The organism is Mycobacterium sp. (genome assembly GCF_035570115.1).
Taxonomy (GTDB): Bacteria; Actinomycetota; Actinomycetes; order Mycobacteriales; family Mycobacteriaceae; genus Mycobacterium.
Genome location: NZ_DATMLH010000227.1, coordinates 21,199 through 41,582, shown reverse-complemented (window position 1 = coordinate 41,582; position 20,384 = coordinate 21,199). Strand labels below are relative to the sequence as shown.

The window sequence follows — 20,384 nt, the reverse complement described above, 5'->3', positions numbered from 1 at the left end:
CCGCAAAGGCGAGAATTGCGAGGGGTGAAATACGTTGCCTCGTGTGGCCATCGACTCAGCTAAGTGCCAGGGGCACGGCCGGTGCGTGCTCATCGCGCCGACGTACTTCGACATGGACGACACCGGTTTCGGAGTGGTGCTGCGTGATCGTGTCGATGACGCGGATAGGGCCGATATCGACGAGGCAGTGCTGAGCTGCCCGGAGCACGCCATCGCCGTCGAGTGAAGGCGACGGTCGCGGTGTCACTCGGCCGACGCGACTGTCGCGTCGGCGATCAAGGAACTGACTTCGTCGTCGGCGAAACCCCACTCGCGCAGTACAACCCGGGTATCGGCACCGATCGCGCTCGGCACCGGGCCGATACGGCCCGGGGTGCGGGATAGCCGCGGCGCAGGGCTGGCGGTCACCGAGCCGTCCGGTTCGGTGACGAGCGTGGAGCGTGCCCGCAAATGCGGGTCGTCCGCGAGTTCATCGAGTTCGAGAACCGGTGCACCGCAACCGTCGACATCGGCGAACGCCGCGGTCCAGTGCGCGCGCGGTTTGGTTGCGAAAACGGCCGCGATCCTCTCGCGCAATTCGGGCCAGTGCGCCGGGTTGAGCTGCTCGGAGATGTCGACGTCTTCGATGCCGAGAGCGCCGAGGAAGTCGGCGTAGAACTTCGGTTCGATGGCGCCGACGGCGAAGAACCGACCGTCGGCGCACGCGTAGGGACCGTAGAACGGCGCGTTGCCAGACAGGATGTGCCGGCCGCGGCCGGCCCAGATCCCTGCGTTGAACTCGGCGAGGTTGGTGAGGTTGAGCAGCGCCGAGCCGTCGGCGATCGCCGCATCGATCACTTGGCCCCGGCCCGTGACGGTGCGTTCGTAGAGCGCCATCACTATGCCCAGCGCCGCGAAGAGCGAGCCACCCGCCAGGTCGCCCAGCATTGCCAATGGGGGTACTGGCCGTTCGTCGCCGATCACGCCGAGTGTGCCCGCGATCGCGGCGTAGTTGATGTCGTGTCCGGCTCTGTCGCGGTAAGGCCCGTCTTGCCCCCAGCCGGTCAGCCGCGTGTAGATCAGCTTCGGATTGCGCACGCACAACACGTCCGGGCCCAGCCCACGGCGTTCCATCGTGCCGGGACGATTGCTCTCCAGCAGGACATCGGCGGTGTCGGCGAGCCGGGCGATAACCTCGGGACCGCGCGGCGCGCGCATGTCCACTACGGCCGAGCGTTTACCCCGTGCCAGGGACCCGGCCGGATCGAAGGGGTGCGCGGCGCCGGGCCGCACGACCGCCAGCACCTCGGCGCCGAAATCGGCAAGCAGCATCGAACAGAACGGGCCGGGACCCAATGCGCTCAGGTCCAGCACGCGCACCCCGGTCAATGGCGGCAGACCGGTCCGTGGGGTGCCTGCTGGAAGCTCGACCACCCGGTCAAGATACCAAACAAAGTTTGTTTGCGGGCACGCCGCCATCGCAGCATCGGAAGGTATCGGCGCCCCGACGAGGAGACTCGCGTGGCTTGACCCGCCAAGATTAAACCAAATGACGATCGTCAAATGCTTGACGATGTCATATGCTGACGCCATGACTATGCGTACCTTGATCCAGTTCAACAAGGGCACGACGAGCAGGCAGGCCCATCGCGATCTGCCCAGCGCCGGCACCAACGGCGAGCTCCTCAAGGACGACGAACTCACCCGGCGGGGCTTCGACGGCCGCGAGGCCGTGTTGTACCGCTCTCATGACCCGACGATTTTCCGCACCGAGGGCCGGTTCAGGTCGACCAGCGTGATGCTTGATGACATCAAACCGGGGGACCTGACCGATCCGCGCGGAGACGCGCAACGGCTTTACTACAACGCCGACGTCACCATCTGGTTGTCACGGCGTGCCGAGCCGATGCCGTTCTACCGCCGCAACGTCGACGGCGACGAATGTTGGTTCGTCCATGACGGATCCGGCACAGTCGAGACGGAATTCGGCCCGATCAGCTACGGGAGAGGCGACTACGTCGTCATCCCCAAGGCAATCACGCACCGCTTCGTGGTCGACAGCGGTGTGACCACGCTGTTCGGTATCGAGACGGTCGGTGAACTGCGGGCACCTACCTATGTGGGGCTGGGCCGCCAGGCCCCCTTCGACCCCGACGTCATCCGCGTGCCCGAGCCTGCCGCCATGCCTTCTCCTCAAGACGAATACGAGATCAGGGTCAAGTACGACAACGAGTACTCATCGATCTACGTCGACCATCACCCCTGCGACGTCCAGGGCTGGAAAGGTGATTACTTTCCTTTTGCGTTCAACATCCGCGACTGGAACGTGATCATGTCCGACAGCCTGCACCTGCCGCCGTCGATGCATTGCTTCCTGGTCGCCGAGGGCATCAACATCATCAATCTGCTCCCGCGTCCGTTCGAGTCAATCAAAGGCGTCGAGCGCATCCCGTGGTTCCACCGCAACGCCGACTACGACGAGATCGCGCTGATCCACGGCGGAAAATCGCTGGGTCGCTCGCTGAAAGCCGGCCTGGTCAGCCACGATCCGCAGGGCATCCACCATGGCTTTCCGGATCGCGCTCGCATCAAGTCTCGCCGCGAATGGGAAGAACACCCGCGACTCGAGTGGGAGATCATCATGGTCGAGGCCGCTCGACCGCTCAAGTTGGACCCCGTCATGCAGGGCTGACGACGACGGCGCTAACCCTCGGGGCAGGTCGCGTCCCTAGTTGAACGTGATGCGCTTCATATGGCATGCTGGCCAATTAAATATCGAACGCCGTTTGAATTCGGTTGCTCAAGGTACGGAGCCGTATCGATGACCTCTTCCGCCATTGATCGCCATCTCGCCGCGCTGCTTCCCACGTTCGACCTGTTCGACGCCGAACACGAGAACTGGAAGTACGACGCTTTCGCCTACGCCCGCGAGCACTGCCCGGTGGTGCGCACCGAGGCCGAACTGACCGGTCCGATGTGGATGGTCACCCGCTACGCCGACGCTCGAAGAGTGCTCGAGGATCCGGAAACGTTCTCGTCGCAGGGAGGCTCACCCGCACCCACCCCAGTCGGCCTCGGTCCGCTGGACTCCGATCCGCCGCTGCACACCGGGTTTCGCCAGCTGCTCAACCCGTTTCTGTCGCGCAAATACTCGCTGACGTTCGAAGACGAGATGCGCGGCATCGCGCGCGAACTCATCGACGGGTTCGTCGACAACGGGAAGGTTGAACTCCTCGGTGAGTTCGCCGGACCGTTCGTGTCCCGGGTGCTGGCCTCTGTGGTGTTCAAGGAAACCGACATGGCCAAGATGGAGCGGGCCAAAGAGGTCGTCTTCGCCGTCACCGAAGACGGCACCGAAGAAAACTTCATGAAGCTCGGGATGCTGGCCGCCGAATACCTGGCCGCGGCCACCGCGAATCCGCCGGAGGAAGAGGGCATCCTGCGGTCCCTGGTCACCGGCACCGTTGACGGCAAGCCGCTCGATCCGCAGCAAGCGCTCGGCGCCATCTGTGTGCTGTTTCTCGGCGGGCTCGACACCACTCGCTCGGCGATCGGCACCATCGCCATGAACATTGCCTTGCGGCCCGAGCTCGAAGCCCGCGTGCGAGATCCGCGCTGGGTGCGCAACGACATGGACGAGTTCATCCGGCACGTATCCCCGGTAGCCACATTCGGCCGCACGGTTACCCGCGACACCGAGGTCGGCGGGTGCCCAATGCGCAAGGGCGACCGGGTAATGGTGCGTTTCGACTCGGCTAACCGCGACGAAGAGAAGTTTCCCAACGCCGACCAGCTGCAGTTCGACCCACCACGCGGCGGCAACGCCGGCTTCGGTCTGGGCATCCACCGCTGCGTGGGCATGCACCTGGCCCGCGTGGAGATCACCATCGCGTTCGAAGAGCTGCTGGCCCGGATTACCAATCTGAAATTCGACGGAGATCCGACCGAACTCAAGTGGGCGCCGGGGCTTGCCAACTGCCCCGACCGCGTCCCGCTGACTTTCGAAAAAGCCTAAATACCAACTGCTTTCGTTCCATCGATGGGAGACGCGCATGACCGGACGGGTAGCAGGCAAGGTCGCGTTGATCACTGGTGCCGCGCGCGGCCAGGGTCGCAGCCATGCGCTGCGGCTTGCCGAGGAGGGCGCCGACATCATTGCGCTCGACATCTGCCGTCAGATCGAGTCGGTGCCTTATCCGCTGTCGACTCCCGAGGATCTCGAGGAAACCGCCCGCCAGGTCAAGGAGCTCGGTCAGAGCGTCATGACTCGCGAGGTCGACGTCCGCGACGGTGAGGCACTCGTTTCCGCGGTTAACGACGGGGTGGCTCAGCTTGGACGACTCGACATCGTGATAGCCAACGCCGGAATCCTTTCGGTGGGTGCATCCTTCGAGCTCTCCGAGCAAGCCTGGTCGCAGATTATCGACGTCAATCTGTCCGGGGTGTGGCGCACCACGAAAGCCGCGGTACCGCACCTGATCGCCGGGGGCAATGGCGGATCGATCGTACTCACCAGCAGCGTCGCGGGGCTCATCGGTCAGCCGGGGATTGGGCACTACGTCGCCGCCAAGCACGGGGTAGTCGGGTTGATGAAGACGCTGGCCCTCGAGTTGGCACCGCTGAACATCCGAGTCAACAGCATCCACCCGACGAACGTCGACACACCGATGATCATGAATGAGGCGACCTATCGCGTGTTCCTGCCGGACGATCCGCATCCGACCAGAGAGATGTTCGCGGTGCCCGCCGGGGAGATGAACGCGCTGCCGGTGTCATGGATCGAACCCGGCGATGTGAGCAATGCGGTGTTGTTCCTGGCCAGCGACGAGGCCCGCTACGTCACCGGGATCTCGCTGCCGATCGACGCGGGCGCGGCGATCAAGTGACGGTAAATTCCACTCCCGAAGCCCTTGGTGCCCAACACATCACATGCCTTATGCCGAATTCGACGGCGCTGGACGTTGATCGATCCGATTTCAAAGTATTTGGGGGTCAGGGTGTCTCAAACCGGTGACGAGATGTTCGACGTATTGGTGATCGGTGCGGGTGCCGGTGGCATGGCCGCGGCAGCGCGCCTGAACCACCTCGGATACCGGACGTTGCTCGCGGAAAGCCGCGATCGCGTCGGCGGACGCGCCTCGACGGTCGAGATCGACGGATTCCGGGTCAACACCGGTGCGTTGATCATCGAGACCGGTGGCGAGAACGGCAGGCTCTTCGACGATCTGGGCATATCGATGGGGACCAGGTTGCCCGCGCGACCGCTGGTGCTGCGCTTGGGCAAGCGCGACGTGCCGGTGATGAACGGGGTGATCGGCGCGGTATTGAAAACATCGGTAGCGCTGCTGGGGATCACCGCTCGGCGGTTTCCCGGGCTGCGGCCTTCGCCGGAACGAACGCTCGCCGACGTGACCATGCACCGCGGACCCTTCGTGCGTGGCCTGCTGCGCAACCTGACCAGCGCCCTCTTCGCGGCGGAGCCCGCTGACGTGGAAGCCGCATTGCTGTTCGACTACCTCACCAAACCGAAGGCGCTGGACACCTATGCCATGCATCCCGAGGGCAGCATTGGGCCGTGGCGGGCGCTGGCCGACCAGTTCGAGCGCACCGGTGGCGTGCTGTGGCTGAATAGCGAGGTCGTCCGGCTGACATTCGACGACGGCGGTCGCGTCGAGGGCGCGATCGTGCGCCGAGACGGCCGGGATGTGTCCGTTCGGGTAGGCGTCGTGGTCAGCAACGCCGGACCGGTATCGACCGTGCGAATGTGCGGCGAGGAGCACCTGCCCGCAGGCTATGCCGAACGGATCCGGGCACAATCGGCACCGAGCACACTGATCACGGTGAACTTTGCCAGCAGGTGGCCGCTGACCACGGTGCCGGGAGTGGTGTTCTTCGGTCCGACCCGCCGACTGGCCTACGCAGCCAATCTGACCGAGACGTGCCCCGAGATGGCACCAGCGGGATGGCATCTGTACGCCGGCGCCAGTACGCCGCACCCGGCTACTGGCCCATTCGATGAGGTCACCGAGATCGAGATGCTGAAAGCCGATCTGGCCGAGCACTTTCCAGGTTTCGAGACGGCAAAGATCTTGTCGGTGCAAGTCTGTGCCGGTGAGGACTGGCCGGCCCAGCGGGCAATCGCGGGCCGCGACCTTCCGCAGACCACACCGATTCCGAACCTCTTCAACGTCGGCGACGGAGTGCGCGAATGGGCAACGGCTGGGCAGAGCGGTTGCGTGGAATCGGCCCGGTTGGTCGTCGAACGCATTGGGACGCGGTTCCCCGCGGTGACGGCCACGCGGCGGCCGATCGGTCCGCTGGCTGAGCGGGCCCATGATGTGGTTTGATAGCGAGAACCAATTACTGTTTGGTTAATTGGATGGCGAGTGGTGAGGCGATGAAGACGCTGGTCATCGGTGGCAGCGGATCGACGGGTGTGCCGGTGCTGGAGGGCCTGCTGCTCCGGGGGCACGACGTGACGATGCTGCATCGCGGCGTGCACGAGCCAGACGGCTTGCCCGACGTCCCACACATCCACGCCGACCCGCACTTCCCGGACCCCCTGACCGAGGCGATCGGGGACAACCAGTACGACCTGGTGCTGGCGATGTACGGTCGGGTCGCCACCATAGCCGAGGTGTTCGCGGGGCGGTGCGGGCACCTGATCAGCATCGGTGGCGTGCCCGCCTACCGCGGTTGCCTGCAGGCGGCCACGGTCCACCCCTTCGGGATGGCGATCAACGCCCGCGAAGACGGGCCGCTGTCCGACGGCACTGAGCCGGTGCCCAAGTTCGCCAGGCTGATTCGAGCCGCGGAGCGCGCGGTGCTCGACCGGGCCGCAGCCGGTGCTTACCGGGGGACGGTGATCCGTTACCCGGCGATCTACGGCCCACGTAACCTGGTGCCCTGGGAGTGGTCGGTAATGCGTCGGGTGCGCGACGGCAGACGCCGAATGATCCTGCCGGACAACGGATTGTGGATCATCTCGCGGTGTGCGTGCCGTAATGCCGCTGAGGTGGTGCTCGGCGCGGTCGACCATCCCGACGTGGCTAACGGGCAGGCCTACAATGCCGCCGACGACGACCAGTTCACCGTGCGGCAGTGGGCCGAGGCCGTCGTCGACATCATGGGCGCCGAACTGGAATTCGTCGGGATCCCACGGGAGATGGCGCCATCGGCGCTCATCGAGCTGCTGCCGCCGGGGGGTGATCCGCACGTTCTGCTGAACAACAACAAGGCCAAGCGCGAGCTCGGTTATGAACAGGTGGTTCCCGCACACGTCGCAATGGTCGAGGCGGTCGAATGGCTTACCGTCAACCCGGTGACACCCGCAGATTATCCGCTGTATCCGGCACGATTTGAGTATGACGCCGAGGACCGGCTCATCGATACCTATCGCCGGGTGGTGGAGTGGGTGCGTGAGCAGGCTCCCGACCAGGCGCCCGATGTGCGGCATCCGATGCCGCATCCCAAGACCGTGTCGGTCGGTCGCGATGAAGGCGGCCGTTGATTCTCGTGACCGGGAGGCATTTGTGAGCCGAATGTGGCATCGATTCCAGGACCTGGTTGGTGTCGACTACCCGGTCATGCAGGATGGCATGGGCCCGTCGCCCACGACGCATCTGGCCGCCGCGGTGTCGGCCGCCGGCGGGCTGGGTACGGTCAGCTGCCCGAGCATCACCAATACCTCAGAAGAATTTCTGCGCAAGGGCTTTCGCAGCGCGATCGAGTACGTCGCATCGAGCACCGACCGGCCGTTTGCTGTCAATGTGCCGGTCGGTCGCACCCCTGACGGGGAGTTGTTGTTGGTGAGCCGGACCTGCATCGACGAGGCGATATCGGTCAAGCGCGACGGTGGTAAGGCGGGCGCGCAGCTGCGCGCGATCGTGACCTCAGCGGGCTTCGCCGGCGAGTTCGGTGCTGCCATCCGCGAATCCGGCCTGGTGCACATGGCCAAGGTGGGTTCGATGCGACACGCTTTGAAGGCCGCCGAGTACGGCGCGAACGTCATCATCGCCTCCGGCTACGAGATGGGCGGGCATACGCACGCCAAAGGTGTGCACACGATGGTGTTGGCGCCGCAGGTGATTGCCGCCCTCGATATCCCGGTGGTGGTCTCCGGTGGCATTTGTGACGGGCGCGGGCTGGCCGCGGTACTGGCGATGGGGGGTGCCGCCGCGGCGATGGGAACCCGCTTCATCGCCACCCGGGAGCATCAATGGCACCACGCCTACAAACAGCGCATCGTCGACGCCAAGGAGTGGGAGGACGTCGTCTACGGCGGCATCTACGCCCCGATCCGCGGGCTGCGCAACGACGCCATCGCCGCCCTGGACAAGGCGCGCGAGACATTGGCGCCCGAGGAATTCCAGGCTTGGGAAGAGGAGCAGATCCGTGTCGCCCAGCGCGATGGCGACGTCGAGCGCGGCCTGCTGGTCGCCGGGCAGGTGTCCGCGGCGATCCACGACATTCCCACCGTCGCCGAGCTGGTTACGCGCATCGTCAACCAGGCACGTGAGCTGCTGGCCGCTTCGGCCGCTGTGTTGAAGGAGCCGGCGTGTCCGTAACGGAGACGGTGCACGCCAACGGGGTCGCCGAACTGGTGGTGCACCACCCGCCCGCCAACGCCTACACCATCGCCGACCTGGCTCGGCTGAGCGCGCTGTTGCGCAGCTATGAGAACCGCGACGAGGTACGGGTCGCGGTGCTGCGTGCCGACGGCAACGGGTTCTGCGCCGGGGGTGATCTCAAGGAGGTTCAGGCCCTGCCCGGGTTCGAGGGGATCCTGGGACAGGCCAGGGGGTCTCAGGACTCCAGCTTGGCGATTGCCGAGTGCGCCGTTCCGGTGATCGGTTGTCTGCACGGCTACTGCGTGGGCGTAGGGGTGCTGCTAGCGGGCACCTGCGACGTGTTAGTCGGTTGTGCCGCAACGAAATTCGTCCTCGCCGAGGTCGACAACGGAGCCACGACCGGTGGGGTTCAGGCGCTCGGCCTGCTGCCGGAGAAGCGGATGCGGACCGCGATGTTCACCTGCGAACCGTTCGACATTGCCGAGCTGCACGGCTACGGCAGCGTCTACCACGTGGAGCCGAGCGTGCAAGCAACGGTCGACCGGGCAATGCAGATCGCTGCGACGATCGCGGCCAAGACACCGCGGGTGGTGCGAGCGATGAAACAGTCGCTGAACAACACCGCCGCCCGCGACCTACGCACGCTCTATCGACAGGAGCTCAGCTACACCTTCGAGCTCAACATGCTCGGAGACGCCGCCGCGGCCAGGCAGACCTTCCTCGATCAGGCTCGCGCGGGCTACTTGGATGGCGGTTGATCGACGCGGCGTCAGCCCGCGGTCGCCGGTTCCAGCCGGACCGGTAGCGCGCTGGCGAATCCGGTCAGCACGCGCGGGCCTGGGGTGAACGTGGCCGGCATCGCGAGATAGCCGTTGACCAGCGGGATCGTCGGATATTGCCGGACCCCCCCGCGGTCGATGACGTAGTCGGGCATCCGACGAAGTACCTCGCCGAGCAGCACCGTCAACTCCATCGGCGCCAAGAACGACCCGAGGCAGCGATGCACACCGAACCCGAATGACAGGTGCTTGCCGCTGTTCTCACGGGCCAAGCGCACCTCGTCGGGGTCGGCAAAGACCGCGGGGTCGAGGTTGGCCCCACCGATCGCGCAATACACCCGGTCACCCGGCGCAAATCGGTGCCCCTCGATCTCGACGGGTTTGGCGATGGTGCGGGCAACCCCGGTGCCGGGCGCAAAATACCGCAGCATCTCGTCGATGGCGGAAGGGATCAGGGTCGGGTCGGCGATCAGCGTCTCGCGGTCGGCCGGATGCTCGCCCAGGTAACCGCACATGTGGGCGATCAGCGCGGTCGAGGTGTCGATACCGCCGTTGAGCAACATGAACAACAGCTCGGTGACCATGTCGTCGTTGAGCGGTTCGCCATCGACCTCGCCGGTCAGCAGCGCGTCGACAAGATCACCGCGCTGGCCGGCCGTCGCTCGCCGCTCGACAACGGTGCACCGCACGTCGTCGACGAGCGCCACCAGATCGCGCACCGAACCCTTCTCCCGGTACACGGCCTTGTGCAGCGTCGTCGCGTACTGTTCCCACTTGTCCAGCGACAGGCCAAAGTAGTCGAGCGACACCATCGCGGGCAGCGGGTTTGCGATCTCGTCGACGAAATCGATGCTGCCGGACTCGATTACGCGGTCGATTGTCCAGGACACGATCTCCTGCATCCGAGGCCGGTAGGCATCGATCGCCTTGCGCGACAGCAACGGTGCCAGCAGCTTGCGGTAGGCCTGGGATACCGGCGGGTCCATCTCCATCATGCCCATGCGGACCGGGTTGGTCGGCACCGTCGCACCGCCACTCACGACGCTGCCACCGAGCGACAGTTCGCGGCCGCTCACGAACGTGTCCGGGTCGGCCAGCACCTTCTTGATGTCGTCGTAACGGGTCAGTATTGAGAAGCCTCCGTGCCGATCACTGTGCGCCACGGGGCACTGCTTCCGCATACCGGCATAGACGTCCCGCCAGTGCTGGGCGAAGTCCTGCGAATGATGGTCGAACTGATCCACAGCGGCTCTCCCGATCCGGACGGCGACGGCCGTCACGGTACCAAACATCGTTTGGTATAGCAAGGTCGCGTGGCCTGGCTGAAAAATCGCCGGGCGAGCCCGAGGTTGGATTTTGGCTGCTGGAAACGCGTTGACAGTGCAACCAAACATCATATGGTTATGATGGACGCACCAACTGCGCCGATCTGATCGGCCGACCCGGCTGATCACCGTCGCCACAGGTGAAACGTTGAAGGGGATCGGCGATGAGCAGTGCGCATTATGCGACCGACGTCGTGAACTATCACGCGCACCGTCGGCCGGATCGGCCCGCAATCGAGGATGTCCGTACCGGTGAGGTGAATACGTGGCGTGAGCTCGAGGACCGGGTCGCCGGCCTCGCGGGGGCACTCGCCGTCGACCTCGGCGTCCGCCGCGGGGACAGGGTCGCGGTGCTGGCCGCCAACCACCCGTGGGTATTGATTCTGCAGTTCGCATGCATGCGGATCGGGGCGATGTTGGTTCCGCTGAACTTCCGTCTCACGCAGCCTGAGCTGGAGTTTTGCTGTGCCGACTGCGAACCCGTCGTGCTGGTCCACGACGCGGTCTGGGCTGACATGGCGGCCCGCGTCGGCGCCGGCGCGCGGGTGCGTCGGCTGGCGTCTTTTGATGTCGAGAATGCCGCCGATGACATCGTTGCCGCGGCCGGCCGTGCGGCTCCCCGCGGCGCGCTGCCGATCGTCGAGGTCACCGATCCGGTTCAGTTGATCTATACCTCAGGGACCACCGGACGTCCCAAGGCGGCGATCTGCACCCACCGGATGCTGCACTACCAGATGCTGAACTCGCTCGACCCGTACGAACTGACCTCACGCAGCCGCTATCTGGCCGTCCTGCCGTTTTTTCATGCTGCGGGGCTCAACAGCATGACGAACCCGATCCTGGCGCTGGGCGGCACGGTGGCGGTCGTGCCGGCGTTCGACCCCGCCGAGGTCGTCGGGCTGCTCTCCGACCCCGCACAGGGATTCACCCACTTCTCCGGAGCGCCCGTCATGTACCAGGTGATGGCGCGGCTTCCGGCGTTCGCCCAAGCCGACTTCAGCCACATGCGTCACGGCCAGGTCGGTGGTGGCTTCTTGAACTACGAGGTGACCAAGGCGTTTTACGACCGCGGTTGGCCGTTGAGCCCCGGATACGGCGCCACCGAGATGGGCCCGATCGTCAGCGTGGTAAGGCCGTCGGACACGCTTCGGAAATTCGGTTCGTGCGGTGATCCTGTGCAGTACACCAACATTCGCATCGTTGGGCCGGCCGGCCAGGACGTCGAGGTCGGCGAGGCGGGGGAGCTGTGGGCCAATGGACCGGCGGTGACGGTCGGCTACTGGCGCCGGGAGAGGGCTGACGACCCGTCATTCGCCGGGGACTGGTTCCGCACCGGTGACGCGGTCAGGCGCGATGAAGACGGTTTCTTGACGATGGTCGACCGCTTCAAGGACATGTATAAGTCCGGTGGCGAAAACGTCTATCCGGCCGAGGTCGAGCGGGTGCTGCACGCCCATCCCGATGTTGCCGACGCCGCCGTCGTCCCCATCGCCGACGAGCGTTGGGGTGAAGTCGGCCGCGCGCTGATCGTGCTGAATCCGGGAAGCGAGCTGGACCGTGAAGCGCTCGCGGAGTACTGCCGCGAACACCTGGCCAGGTATAAGGTGCCGGCGGACTTCTTGGCGGTGGACCCCTTCGAGCGCAACGTGACCGGCAAGCTGCCCAAGGCCGAGTTGAAGAGGCGCTACGGTTCGGCGGCCCCAACGGTCTCTGCGCAATGAGTGTCGGCCCGCTTTCAGCGCGGTGTTTGGTTAACCTGGGACGACATATTCCTGGGAGGCGAACGGCATGGTACGGCCCAAGGTTGCGTTGATCTCGCGGCGCAAGGTACTCGAGACGGCGCTCACCATCATCGACCAGGACGGCCTGGCGGCCCTTAGCATCCGCCGACTGGCCGACGCGCTCGGCGTCAACGGTGCGTCGCTGTACCATCACTTCGAAAACAAGGACGAAATCCTTGTGGGTGCAGCGGAATTGGCGCTCAGCAAAGTCCGCACACCCGACGAGTCGGGAGACAACTGGCGGCACTGGATGTCCCAGAACGCGCGCAACCTGCGCAACGCACTGCTCGAGCACCCGGGACTGGTACCCCTGATCGTGTCCAAGCGTTCGCTCGGAATGGGCGTTCGCATGCTGGACACATCGGCGGAACGGTTGATGGCCGAGGGCGTGCCGAGTGCGGCCGTCATGCCCCTGCTCGACGCGCTCGAGTTGTTCGCCATCGGCAGCGCCTTGCATGACACACAGGGCTATTCACCCGAGGATCAGCACGATATCGACACCGACAAGTACCCGGCGCTGGCCAAGGCGATGTCGGAGAGCGGATTGTCCTCCGAGGAGATCTTCGACCTCGTCACGTCGAGCATCCTGGATGCGATCGAAGCGGAGGTGAAGGTGCGCCAGGCAAGGTGGTTGCCGGGCGCCCAGGTCGACGGTGGACCCGGCGCTAACGGCCTTTAACGGCCCCTGAACGCGGGCTTAGCGCCCGGTCCGTGTGTCAGCAGCGCCTCGACGCCGATCGCCGCATCCTCGCTGCTGAGTACCGGTCCGGCCAGTTCGGGGGTCGCCGCGTCGGCGGCCGCGACGCCACGATCGCGGGTGAGCGTGATGATTTGCTTGGCGATTCCGGTCGCCGCGGTAGGTCCGGCCGCGAGTTCGGCGGCGAATTCGCGGGCCCTCGCCAGCAACTCCGGCCCCGGTAGAACCCTGTCGACGACACCCCAGTCATGCAGCAAAGACGACTCGTAGGTTCGCCCGGTGATAACCATTTCGGTGGCGTGTGCCACCCCTGCACGCGCAACCAGACGCTGGGTGCCGCCGGCAGCGGGCGTGATGCCCACCCGGGCCTCGATGAGCCCCATGCTCGCCTCCCTTGCCGCCCAAATGAAGTCGCATGCCAAAGTCAGTTCGAGGCCGATGGTCAGGTTCAACGCGTGGACCACGGCAAGCGTCGGCAGTGGGAGTCGCTCGATCCGGTGAACAAGTTCCAGCAGGCGACGACTGAACGCGGTGCCGGCCGCGGCGTCCATGATGGTGAACTGCTGCGCCTGGACCCCGGCGCAGAAAACCTTGCCTTCAGCCCGAACGATCAGCGCACGCACGTCATTTGGAAGATCATCCAACACAGCGTCGTACGCGTCGGCGACCTCAGGGGTGAACAGGTTGAGCTTGGGCGCCGCCCATACGATCTCGGCTACGTCGCCGTCGCGCTCCAGCCGAAGATCGCCGTGCCGGATGGTCATGTGCGGAGCGTACTGACGCCGGACATGGTTAATCAAGCACTGTTTGTATAACCGGCCATCATCGATCGAACCGCCATACCCAGGCATGCGAACAGAAGCTCAGCGACTGCTGCGCTGTGCGTGCCAGGCGAGCGACGCTGGTAGCATCCGTCGAATTTGTCGAACTACATTGCTGTTAAGCGTATTCCGCTGCCGTGAGAGCCGTCTGGCTGGTCCCGGGCCGAGTGCCTGGGCGAGCGCACGAACGGGTGCGACCCCAATTTCCAAGTGCCAGAACCTGATGCTCACACATAGGCACCGAGCAACTGGTCCGCGAGGCGCTCCAACGAGTCGAGGGCCTGCCGCAGGTCAGCGTCGAGCAGCCGGGGGACCACGATGCGCCCGACGCCGAGGTCCTCCATCCGGCGGAAGGTGTCGAGCAGCCCTGAGGTGACGGGGTCGTGTCCGACGAGCGCGAACGACATCGTGCTGATCTCGACGTCCGCAGGGTCCCGCCCGGCCTCACGAGCGGCCCTGCGCATGACGCCTATCAGCTCGCCGAGGTCCTCGACGGTGCCCGCGATCGGGTAGTACCCGTCGCCGAGCCGACCGGCCCGCTTGGCTGCCACGATCCCGCTGCCCCCGACGACGATGGGTACCGCCCGGTCCTGCACCGGCTTCGGATACGAGCGGGCGCCGGCAAAGCTCACATGCTCGCCATGGAAGGTGGCCACGTCGTCGCGCCACAATGCGCGCAACGCGCCGACAAACTCCTCCATGCGTTGTCCGCGAGCGTCGAACGGGACCCCCACCGCGTCTGACTCTTCGCGCATCCACCCCGCTCCGATACCGAGCACGGCGCGACCGCGGGACAGCAGGTCAAGGGAGGCGACCTGCTTGGCCAGGACCACCGGGTTGCGCAGCGGCAGCACGACGACGCCGGTGGCCAGCCGGATCCGAGTGGTGATGCCGGCGACATAGGACAACCAGACGATCGGGTCAGGAACGTCGGTTTGCGCCGACTGGGGTAGCCTGCCGTCCGGCGAGTACGGGTAGCGCGACCGGTAGTCGGGCATCACCACGTGCTCGCCGGCCCACACGGACTCATACCCCAGCTCCTCGGCGCGTACCACGGCCTCGGCGGCGTAGTCGGGGTGCGCGAGCCCGCCGCGTTCACCGAGGCCGAGCATGACCCCGAACTTCATTCCGCCGACCCGTCGAACAGCGGAGCTAGCGACTTGGGGTCCTTGTAGTAGGCGTCGATTCTGTGGATCTGCCCGTCGGTGACCCAGAAGTGCTCCACGACCGGTGTCGTCAGCGTCTGCCCGGTCGCGCGCGACGTGAACGTCCCTGTGCTGGTGGCGACGACGATCTCTCCCGCGTCGTCGATGACCCAATCCACCGGCTCGGCCCGCGACAGCAGGCTGAGCATCGTCGTGGCCGTCGCGCTGAAGCCAGCGTGCCCGACCGCGGTGCCGCTGTAGGGAAGGCTGCCCGCCGGTTCGAGGACGACGTCGTCGGCCAGCAGAGCAAGGCAGGCCGGCAAGTCGGCCCTGGCAAACGCCCGGTAGAAGTCGGAGACCGTCCGCACACCGTCAGAGCTCATGCGGACACCTCCGCGTCGGCGGTGAGCGCGTCGAAGGCGGACGGGTCCTTGTAATAGACGTCGGCGCGAGTGACCTTGCCGCCGGTGAGCCAGTAGTGCTCGGTGATGGGCTGCGACACCGTTAGTCCGTTGGACCGTGAGGTGAACGTGCCGATCATCCGCGCCACGACGTACTCGCCGGCGTCGTAGACCACAACCTCCGAGAGCATCGCGCCAGAGTAGATCTGACCGATCTTGGTGACGAGCTGCAGGAAGCCCTCGCCGCCGACAAACGTGCCGCTATGCGGCAGACCTTCGCCCTCGACCAGCACGCAATCGTCGTGCATGCGCGCCATGCAGCCGGGGATGTCCCCGGTGGCGAAGCATTCGAAGAATTCCTTCATTACTTCACAGTCGCTCGCGCTCACTGCTCATCCTCCTCGCGGACATAGATCCGTTCGATCCAGCCGTCGCCCTGCTCGCCGTCCCACGTGTACCTGGCCGGACCTTCGACGGGGATCGCTCCCGTCGCCCGCGGACCCAGCGGCATCCGGCACGGGGATTCCAGCGTGAACGCCATCGAGTGCGTCAACTGACCCTGCACCTGCGCCGCGCCCGCGGGGCTGGTGAAGCGCACGGTGTACAAGCTCGGTTCGCCGAGCGCGCTCGTCAGCGGCGGCCCCTCGAACGAGCTCATGCTCTGCAGCTGACCGCCGTCGTAGACGAAGCCGTGGGTGAACGGTGGTGCGCCCTCCATCTCGACCCACAGCCCACAGAACGCGCGACCGCTCGGGAAGACGGCGTTGGCCCACGCCTCGCGCCGCATTGCGCTGTAGTCCCGCGGTCCGGTTGAGTGGTCGCGCATGCCCATGCCCTCGATGAGGGTCGTGCGGCCGCCCAGGCGCAGCTCGCCAGCGACGTGGCAGGCCTGCTCGAGATGCATGCGCGCCCAGCTCTGCCCGTGCATCGCCTCGGCGGTCTCGCCACCTGGATGCCGCGAGCCGACTCCCCACGGGGGCGTCGTGCCGGTGACGTCGAGCACGACCTGCAGCGGCTCGACCGGGCCCTGGGTGACCGGACCGGCCGCGCCTTCCGCACGGCTCAGGATGCGGGCCATACCGTCGAACCGCAGCTCCCAGTGGCGCAGCGGCTCGACCGGTCGGAACGTGAGCTGCCCGTCGGAGGCGGACCCGGTGCCGGCGTCGCGCGCGAACGAGCGGCTCACCCGCAGCTGCCCGTCGGGCAGGTAACAGATGAGGATGCCCTCCCAGATGCCCGGGTCGTCGACCATCCGGCTGAAGTGCACGTAGAACGCCACACCCGCGCTGCTGTCGTTGACGACCAGCTGCAGGTTCTCGCTCCAGCCGGGCACATTGGGCAGATCGTGCAGCAGATCGTCCGCCGGCACGATGCCGTAGCAGTCGGGGGTCGTTGCTGTCGTCATGCCAGTGCCACATCCTCGGACTCGGAAAGTCCAGCGGCGCCGACCAATTCGACCGCCCCGGTCGAGCCGTCGACGACGACCGTGTCGCCGGTGCGCAGCCGCCGACTGCCGTCACGCGTGTTGATGACGCAAGGGATGCCCAGCTCGCGTGCCGCGATCGCACCGTGGCTCAGCGCACCGCCGATGTCGATGACGAGCGCCCCCGCCACCACGAAGAGCGTCACCCAGCTCGGGTTGGTGGTTTCGCAGACGAGGATCTCGCCGTCTTCGAGCAACGTGTCGGCCAGCGGGTCGGTCACCACCCGCACCCGGCCGGTGACGACGCCCGGCGCGACGCCGATGCCCTGAACCTTGCCCGGCTCCGGCTCGAATCCGTCCTTCGCGTCCTGGGGCTCGGGCGCAGGCATTCCGCGCCAGGTGTCGGGCAGCCGCAGGCGCCGGCACGCATCGTAGAAGACCCGGCGCTCGGCGATCACCTCGCGCACATTCGGCGGCAGCTCTCCCATCAGCTCGGCCGAGGTCAGGAAGAAGACGTCGTCGCCCGACGCCAGTTTCCCCTCGCGGGCGAGCGCGCTCCCGGCGGCGCGGGCACCGGCACGTGCGACATCCAGCAGCTGCACGTAGGAGGTCTTGCCGATCTCGCGCTGCAGGACGAACTTCGCGGTGAGCTTCAGCACCAGTCGGGCGGCTGCCCGCTTGTGCCACGGCAACGCGGCCAGGAGTTGGCTCTCGACGTCAGTGCGCCGTGCGACCTGGCGGGCCTGCCGCTCCAGCGGGCCGTCGCTGGCGCGCATGGCCGCATACGAGTCCAGTAGCTGCACGACAGCGGAGGGATCCTCCCGCCACGACGGACTGGACAGGTCGCCGGAGGCGGGCCCGTGGCACCCGTAGTTCGCCACGAACCGCTCGAGCGACGCTCCCTCGCGGGCGACCGCCCACAGGTCGCCGAGCAGGCGGGTCTCCTCGAGGCCGCCGTAGCCGGTGACCAGCTCGGACTGGGCGCCCGGCATGCCGGCGTCCGTCGCCAGCGATGTCACCCGCTCGAAGCAGGCCTGCGCCAGCATCGTGACGAGCCCGTGCACATACATCATCCGCGCGAACCGGTGGTAGGCCTCGCGATAGGTCGCCACCGCGGTGGCGACGTCGTCACCGGGCGCGGCGACCGACGCGCGCCACCAGACCTCGTTGTCACTGCGCGCACGCAGCAGCTCCGCCGACACCCGCCAGGCGGCGTAGGGCATCTTCACCGCGGTCACCGGGTAGCGGCGGCGCATCGGGTTGTTGCGCTGCCCTGACTGCACGACGCCCAGTACCTGCTCCTCGAACGCGTCGCCGGACGTGCCGGGCATGCGGTCGGCGAGCTCACGGAACCGGTTGACGTTGCCGGCCATTCGTGCGTGGAAGCCCGCCATGTGCCGGCGATCGGTGACCTGGCTGACGCGCGCCTCGCGCCGCGAGTATGCGCCGAGGGCGTGCCCTATCTCCACCAGCGATGCCTCCGAGGCCTCGATCCAGAACGTCAGGCCCAGCGGCGTCTGCACACCGGGATTGGCCTCGCCGAAGTTCACCGTCGTCCACGTCGTACCCGGGCCGCATTCGGCGTGCAGCGGGTTGGGCTGTGGGTTCATCGCGTGGGGTCAGCCGGCGTTCTGGGCGGCCGCCGCGGCGGCGGCCATCGGCGCGAAGACCATCTCGGCGAGGTTGGGGATGCGCGCCGTCGCCGACCAGCCGCCGTCCATCCGCAGCTCGGCGCCGTTGATGAACTCCGACTCGTCGCTGGCGAGGAAGGTCGCGAAGCCCGACACGTCCTCGAGCGTCCCCCAGCGAGTCAGCTGGCCCTCCCGCATCAGCGGCCCGGCGACGGGGTGCGCGTCCACCGCGGCTGCCAGCTCGGAGGAGAAGACGAACCCGCTGACGAGGGTGTTGATCCGGATGCCCTGCGGACCGTAGTCGGTGGCCATCTGGCGGGTGAGTGCCTGCACCGCCCCCTTGCTGGCCGTGTAGCCCGGCATGTGCGGCACGCCGCCGACAGCGGCGATCGAGGACACGTTGATGATCGACCCCCGGCCGGACTTGACCATCTCGCGCAGTGCGTACTTGCAGGCGAAGACCACACCGTAGATGCCGACCCGGATCATCCTTTCGAAGCCCGCGGTGTCGAGGTCGGCAACTGGGCCCTCGCTGTCGCCGATGTGGTCCATCGCCATCGCGTTGTTGACCAGGACGTCGACGCCGCCGAACTCTGCCACGGTTCGCGCGACGAGCGCCTCGACGGCGTCCTCATCGCCGATGTCAGCGGCCACGAAGATCGCCGCGCCGCCGCCGGCGGCGATGTCCGCTTCCACGGCCTTGCCATCGGCCTCGCTACGGCCGGTGATGACGACATTGGCGCCCTCTTGGGCGAAGCGGCGCACGATCGCGCTGCCGAAGCCCCTGGTCGAGCCCGTGACGATCGCAGTCTTGCCTTGGAGGCGGCCTGTGGCGGATATCATATCGCCAACATTGCTGAAACAAGTGGCACTTGTCAAGTGCCACTTGTTGCAGGTCCGCCGGGGTCGTCGAGAGGTAGGATGAGCTGCGTGGCGACCTTCCCCCAGCGGAAACGTCGCGCACCGAGGCGAACGTCCGGGGAGATCCACCAGCAGCTCCTCGATGCGGCGGGCACGCTGTTCGAGGCGCAGGGCTACCGGGCGACTACGACCCAGCAGATAGTCGACAAGGCGGGCGTCGACGCGGCGACCCTCTACCGACACTTCGAGTCCAAGGCCGACCTCTTCGAGTCCACAATGCTGGGGCCGCTCAAGCAGTTCCTCGACGATCACGCGGCGTACTGGTCCTCGCAGCCGCTGGGGGAGGTCGACCCCGCCGAACTGATGCGGCGTTATGCGACCGGCTTCTTCACGATGCTGCACGAGCACCGCGACACGATGCGGCTACTGGTCACGGCCTCAGCTGACGACGGCGTGCTGGGGGTGATCGCCGATCGGGTCAGTCGGCAGTTCACGGAGGGCCTCGTGGTGATGAGGAACATCGTCGTGGCCGAAAGCGAGATCCACGGCTACCCAGGTCTGCAGGCATCGGATGCCACGATCGCGGGCGCGACGGGGATGATCCTGGCGATCGTGTTGTTCGACGACTGGATCTTCCCGGCGGGCCGCCGGCCGGATACGGCGACGATCATCGAGGAGATTATCGCCTTGGTGCTCTACGGGGTCACCCAGCGGCCCGACGAGCCCGGCGGTGGTTTGACGGCGCCCTGACGGCGCTGCCCAGCGCTGACCTGGTCGCAGCCCTGAGCGCCCACGCCTGCACGGGCGACTGGCTCTTGGTTCCGCCCTTCATGATTTTGAGTTTTGCAATATCAATGTATGGTCAGGACTTGTCGGACGTCAGCTGGCCCAGTAACTTTCGGCGCGTTCCCTACCTCCCAGCGCCGAAAGGGCTGACTGTGGCACGGTTCTGGTGCCCCTGCTCAAATCGG

The 20,384-nt window shown here is 66.3% G+C and carries 20 protein-coding genes; 11 read left to right on the top strand and 9 right to left on the bottom strand.

Annotated elements, in window-relative coordinates:
- The first annotated feature begins 43 nt into the window (after positions 1–43).
- Positions 44–226 carry a ferredoxin gene (locus VNW74_RS20480; RefSeq protein WP_325680151.1) on the top strand — a complete coding sequence of 61 codons (183 nt, stop codon included), beginning with the start codon at positions 44–46 and terminating at the stop codon, positions 224–226.
- A gap of 17 nt (positions 227–243) precedes the next feature.
- Here VNW74_RS20480 and VNW74_RS20475 read toward each other — a convergent pair whose 3' ends face one another.
- Positions 244–1,413, bottom strand: a complete 1,170-nt coding sequence (locus VNW74_RS20475; RefSeq protein ID WP_325680149.1) for a CaiB/BaiF CoA-transferase family protein — start codon at positions 1,411–1,413, stop codon at positions 244–246.
- 157 nt (positions 1,414–1,570) lie between these two features.
- Between VNW74_RS20475 and VNW74_RS20470 the strand changes: the two genes are divergently transcribed.
- The 7 genes from VNW74_RS20470 to VNW74_RS20440 all read left to right on the top strand — a co-directional run bounded on the left by VNW74_RS20470 (position 1,571) and on the right by VNW74_RS20440 (position 9,307).
- Positions 1,571–2,671 (top strand): homogentisate 1,2-dioxygenase, encoded by a 1,101-nt coding sequence (locus VNW74_RS20470; protein ID WP_325680147.1) that lies wholly within the window; start codon positions 1,571–1,573, stop codon positions 2,669–2,671.
- A 129-nt stretch (positions 2,672–2,800) separates the two neighbouring features.
- Complete coding sequence (locus VNW74_RS20465; RefSeq protein WP_325680145.1) at positions 2,801–3,994, top strand: cytochrome P450; 1,194 nt, start codon at positions 2,801–2,803, stop codon at positions 3,992–3,994.
- Between the two features lie 37 nt (positions 3,995–4,031).
- On the top strand, positions 4,032–4,865 hold the full coding sequence (locus VNW74_RS20460; RefSeq protein ID WP_325680143.1) for a mycofactocin-coupled SDR family oxidoreductase: 834 nt from the start codon (positions 4,032–4,034) through the stop codon (positions 4,863–4,865).
- Positions 4,866–4,976: 111 nt separating this feature from the next.
- Complete coding sequence (locus tag VNW74_RS20455; protein WP_325680141.1) at positions 4,977–6,326, top strand: FAD-dependent oxidoreductase; 1,350 nt, start codon at positions 4,977–4,979, stop codon at positions 6,324–6,326.
- A gap of 32 nt (positions 6,327–6,358) precedes the next feature.
- Complete coding sequence (locus VNW74_RS20450; protein ID WP_325680139.1) at positions 6,359–7,489, top strand: NAD-dependent epimerase/dehydratase family protein; 1,131 nt, start codon at positions 6,359–6,361, stop codon at positions 7,487–7,489.
- Between the two features lie 31 nt (positions 7,490–7,520).
- Entirely contained in the window at positions 7,521–8,546 is a 1,026-nt protein-coding gene (locus VNW74_RS20445; RefSeq protein ID WP_325680154.1) for a nitronate monooxygenase family protein, read from the top strand.
- Positions 8,537–9,307, top strand: coding sequence for an enoyl-CoA hydratase-related protein (locus VNW74_RS20440; protein WP_325680137.1), 771 nt, complete (start codon positions 8,537–8,539; stop codon positions 9,305–9,307). Before VNW74_RS20445 ends, VNW74_RS20440 begins: the two co-directional genes overlap by 10 nt.
- An 11-nt stretch (positions 9,308–9,318) precedes the next feature.
- Here VNW74_RS20440 and VNW74_RS20435 read toward each other — a convergent pair whose 3' ends face one another.
- A complete protein-coding gene (locus tag VNW74_RS20435; RefSeq protein WP_325680135.1) occupies positions 9,319–10,572 on the bottom strand; it encodes a cytochrome P450 in 1,254 nt (417 codons plus the stop codon).
- Positions 10,573–10,817: 245 nt separating this feature from the next.
- Here VNW74_RS20435 and VNW74_RS20430 point away from each other — a divergent pair, with 245 nt between their 5' ends.
- Together VNW74_RS20430 and VNW74_RS20425 are read left to right on the top strand one after the other, a co-directional pair.
- Complete coding sequence (locus VNW74_RS20430) at positions 10,818–12,374, top strand: AMP-binding protein (protein WP_325680131.1); 1,557 nt, start codon at positions 10,818–10,820, stop codon at positions 12,372–12,374.
- Between the two features lie 67 nt (positions 12,375–12,441).
- A complete protein-coding gene (locus tag VNW74_RS20425) occupies positions 12,442–13,113 on the top strand; it encodes a TetR/AcrR family transcriptional regulator (RefSeq protein WP_325680129.1) in 672 nt (223 codons plus the stop codon).
- On the opposite strand, the gene VNW74_RS20420 is transcribed toward VNW74_RS20425, so the two are convergent.
- The 7 genes from VNW74_RS20420 to VNW74_RS20390 all read right to left on the bottom strand — a co-directional run bounded on the left by VNW74_RS20420 (position 13,110) and on the right by VNW74_RS20390 (position 19,395).
- Positions 13,110–13,895 carry an enoyl-CoA hydratase/isomerase family protein gene (locus tag VNW74_RS20420; RefSeq protein WP_325680127.1) on the bottom strand — a complete coding sequence of 262 codons (786 nt, stop codon included), beginning with the start codon at positions 13,893–13,895 and terminating at the stop codon, positions 13,110–13,112. The two genes, VNW74_RS20425 and VNW74_RS20420, sit on opposite strands and share 4 nt — an antisense overlap.
- Positions 13,896–14,179: 284 nt before the next feature.
- A complete protein-coding gene (locus VNW74_RS20415) occupies positions 14,180–15,079 on the bottom strand; it encodes an LLM class F420-dependent oxidoreductase (RefSeq protein WP_325680125.1) in 900 nt (299 codons plus the stop codon).
- Positions 15,076–15,480 carry a nuclear transport factor 2 family protein gene (locus VNW74_RS20410; RefSeq protein ID WP_325680123.1) on the bottom strand — a complete coding sequence of 135 codons (405 nt, stop codon included), beginning with the start codon at positions 15,478–15,480 and terminating at the stop codon, positions 15,076–15,078. The genes VNW74_RS20415 and VNW74_RS20410 overlap by 4 nt, the downstream gene beginning before the upstream one ends.
- The gene (locus VNW74_RS20405) at positions 15,477–15,887 is read right to left on the bottom strand and encodes a nuclear transport factor 2 family protein (protein WP_325680121.1); all 411 of its coding nucleotides are present in this window, start codon (positions 15,885–15,887) and stop codon (positions 15,477–15,479) included. Before VNW74_RS20405 ends, VNW74_RS20410 begins: the two co-directional genes overlap by 4 nt.
- On the bottom strand, positions 15,884–16,903 hold the full coding sequence (locus VNW74_RS20400; protein ID WP_325680119.1) for a hypothetical protein: 1,020 nt from the start codon (positions 16,901–16,903) through the stop codon (positions 15,884–15,886). The genes VNW74_RS20405 and VNW74_RS20400 overlap by 4 nt, the downstream gene beginning before the upstream one ends.
- Positions 16,900–18,531: a PEP-utilizing enzyme gene (locus VNW74_RS20395; protein WP_325680117.1), complete on the bottom strand. Its 1,632-nt coding sequence runs from the start codon at positions 18,529–18,531 to the stop codon at positions 16,900–16,902. The genes VNW74_RS20400 and VNW74_RS20395 overlap by 4 nt, the downstream gene beginning before the upstream one ends.
- 9 nt (positions 18,532–18,540) lie before the next feature.
- Positions 18,541–19,395 carry an SDR family oxidoreductase gene (locus VNW74_RS20390; protein WP_325680115.1) on the bottom strand — a complete coding sequence of 285 codons (855 nt, stop codon included), beginning with the start codon at positions 19,393–19,395 and terminating at the stop codon, positions 18,541–18,543.
- Positions 19,396–19,482: 87 nt separating this feature from the next.
- Here VNW74_RS20390 and VNW74_RS20385 point away from each other — a divergent pair, with 87 nt between their 5' ends.
- Positions 19,483–20,163 (top strand): helix-turn-helix domain-containing protein, encoded by a 681-nt coding sequence (locus tag VNW74_RS20385; protein ID WP_325680113.1) that lies wholly within the window; start codon positions 19,483–19,485, stop codon positions 20,161–20,163.
- The last annotated feature ends 221 nt before the right edge of the window (positions 20,164–20,384 follow it).

What these genes read in the sequence shown, in the direction of transcription:
- VNW74_RS20445 (WP_325680154.1), top strand. Translation starts at nt 7,521, where the DNA reads ATGTGGCATCGATTCCAGGACCTGGTTGGTGTCGACTACCCGGTCATG.
- VNW74_RS20415 (WP_325680125.1), bottom strand. Translation starts at nt 15,079, where the DNA reads ATGAAGTTCGGGGTCATGCTCGGCCTCGGTGAACGCGGCGGGCTCGCG.
- VNW74_RS20390 (WP_325680115.1), bottom strand. Translation starts at nt 19,395, where the DNA reads ATGATATCCGCCACAGGCCGCCTCCAAGGCAAGACTGCGATCGTCACG.
- VNW74_RS20450 (WP_325680139.1), top strand. Translation starts at nt 6,359, where the DNA reads ATGGCGAGTGGTGAGGCGATGAAGACGCTGGTCATCGGTGGCAGCGGA.
- VNW74_RS20430 (WP_325680131.1), top strand. Translation starts at nt 10,818, where the DNA reads ATGAGCAGTGCGCATTATGCGACCGACGTCGTGAACTATCACGCGCAC.
- VNW74_RS20400 (WP_325680119.1), bottom strand. Translation starts at nt 16,903, where the DNA reads ATGACGACAGCAACGACCCCCGACTGCTACGGCATCGTGCCGGCGGAC.
- VNW74_RS20465 (WP_325680145.1), top strand. Translation starts at nt 2,801, where the DNA reads ATGACCTCTTCCGCCATTGATCGCCATCTCGCCGCGCTGCTTCCCACG.
- VNW74_RS20460 (WP_325680143.1), top strand. Translation starts at nt 4,032, where the DNA reads ATGACCGGACGGGTAGCAGGCAAGGTCGCGTTGATCACTGGTGCCGCG.
- VNW74_RS20395 (WP_325680117.1), bottom strand. Translation starts at nt 18,531, where the DNA reads ATGAACCCACAGCCCAACCCGCTGCACGCCGAATGCGGCCCGGGTACG.
- VNW74_RS20470 (WP_325680147.1), top strand. Translation starts at nt 1,571, where the DNA reads ATGACTATGCGTACCTTGATCCAGTTCAACAAGGGCACGACGAGCAGG.
- VNW74_RS20420 (WP_325680127.1), bottom strand. Translation starts at nt 13,895, where the DNA reads ATGACCATCCGGCACGGCGATCTTCGGCTGGAGCGCGACGGCGACGTA.
- VNW74_RS20425 (WP_325680129.1), top strand. Translation starts at nt 12,442, where the DNA reads ATGGTACGGCCCAAGGTTGCGTTGATCTCGCGGCGCAAGGTACTCGAG.
- VNW74_RS20410 (WP_325680123.1), bottom strand. Translation starts at nt 15,480, where the DNA reads ATGAGCTCTGACGGTGTGCGGACGGTCTCCGACTTCTACCGGGCGTTT.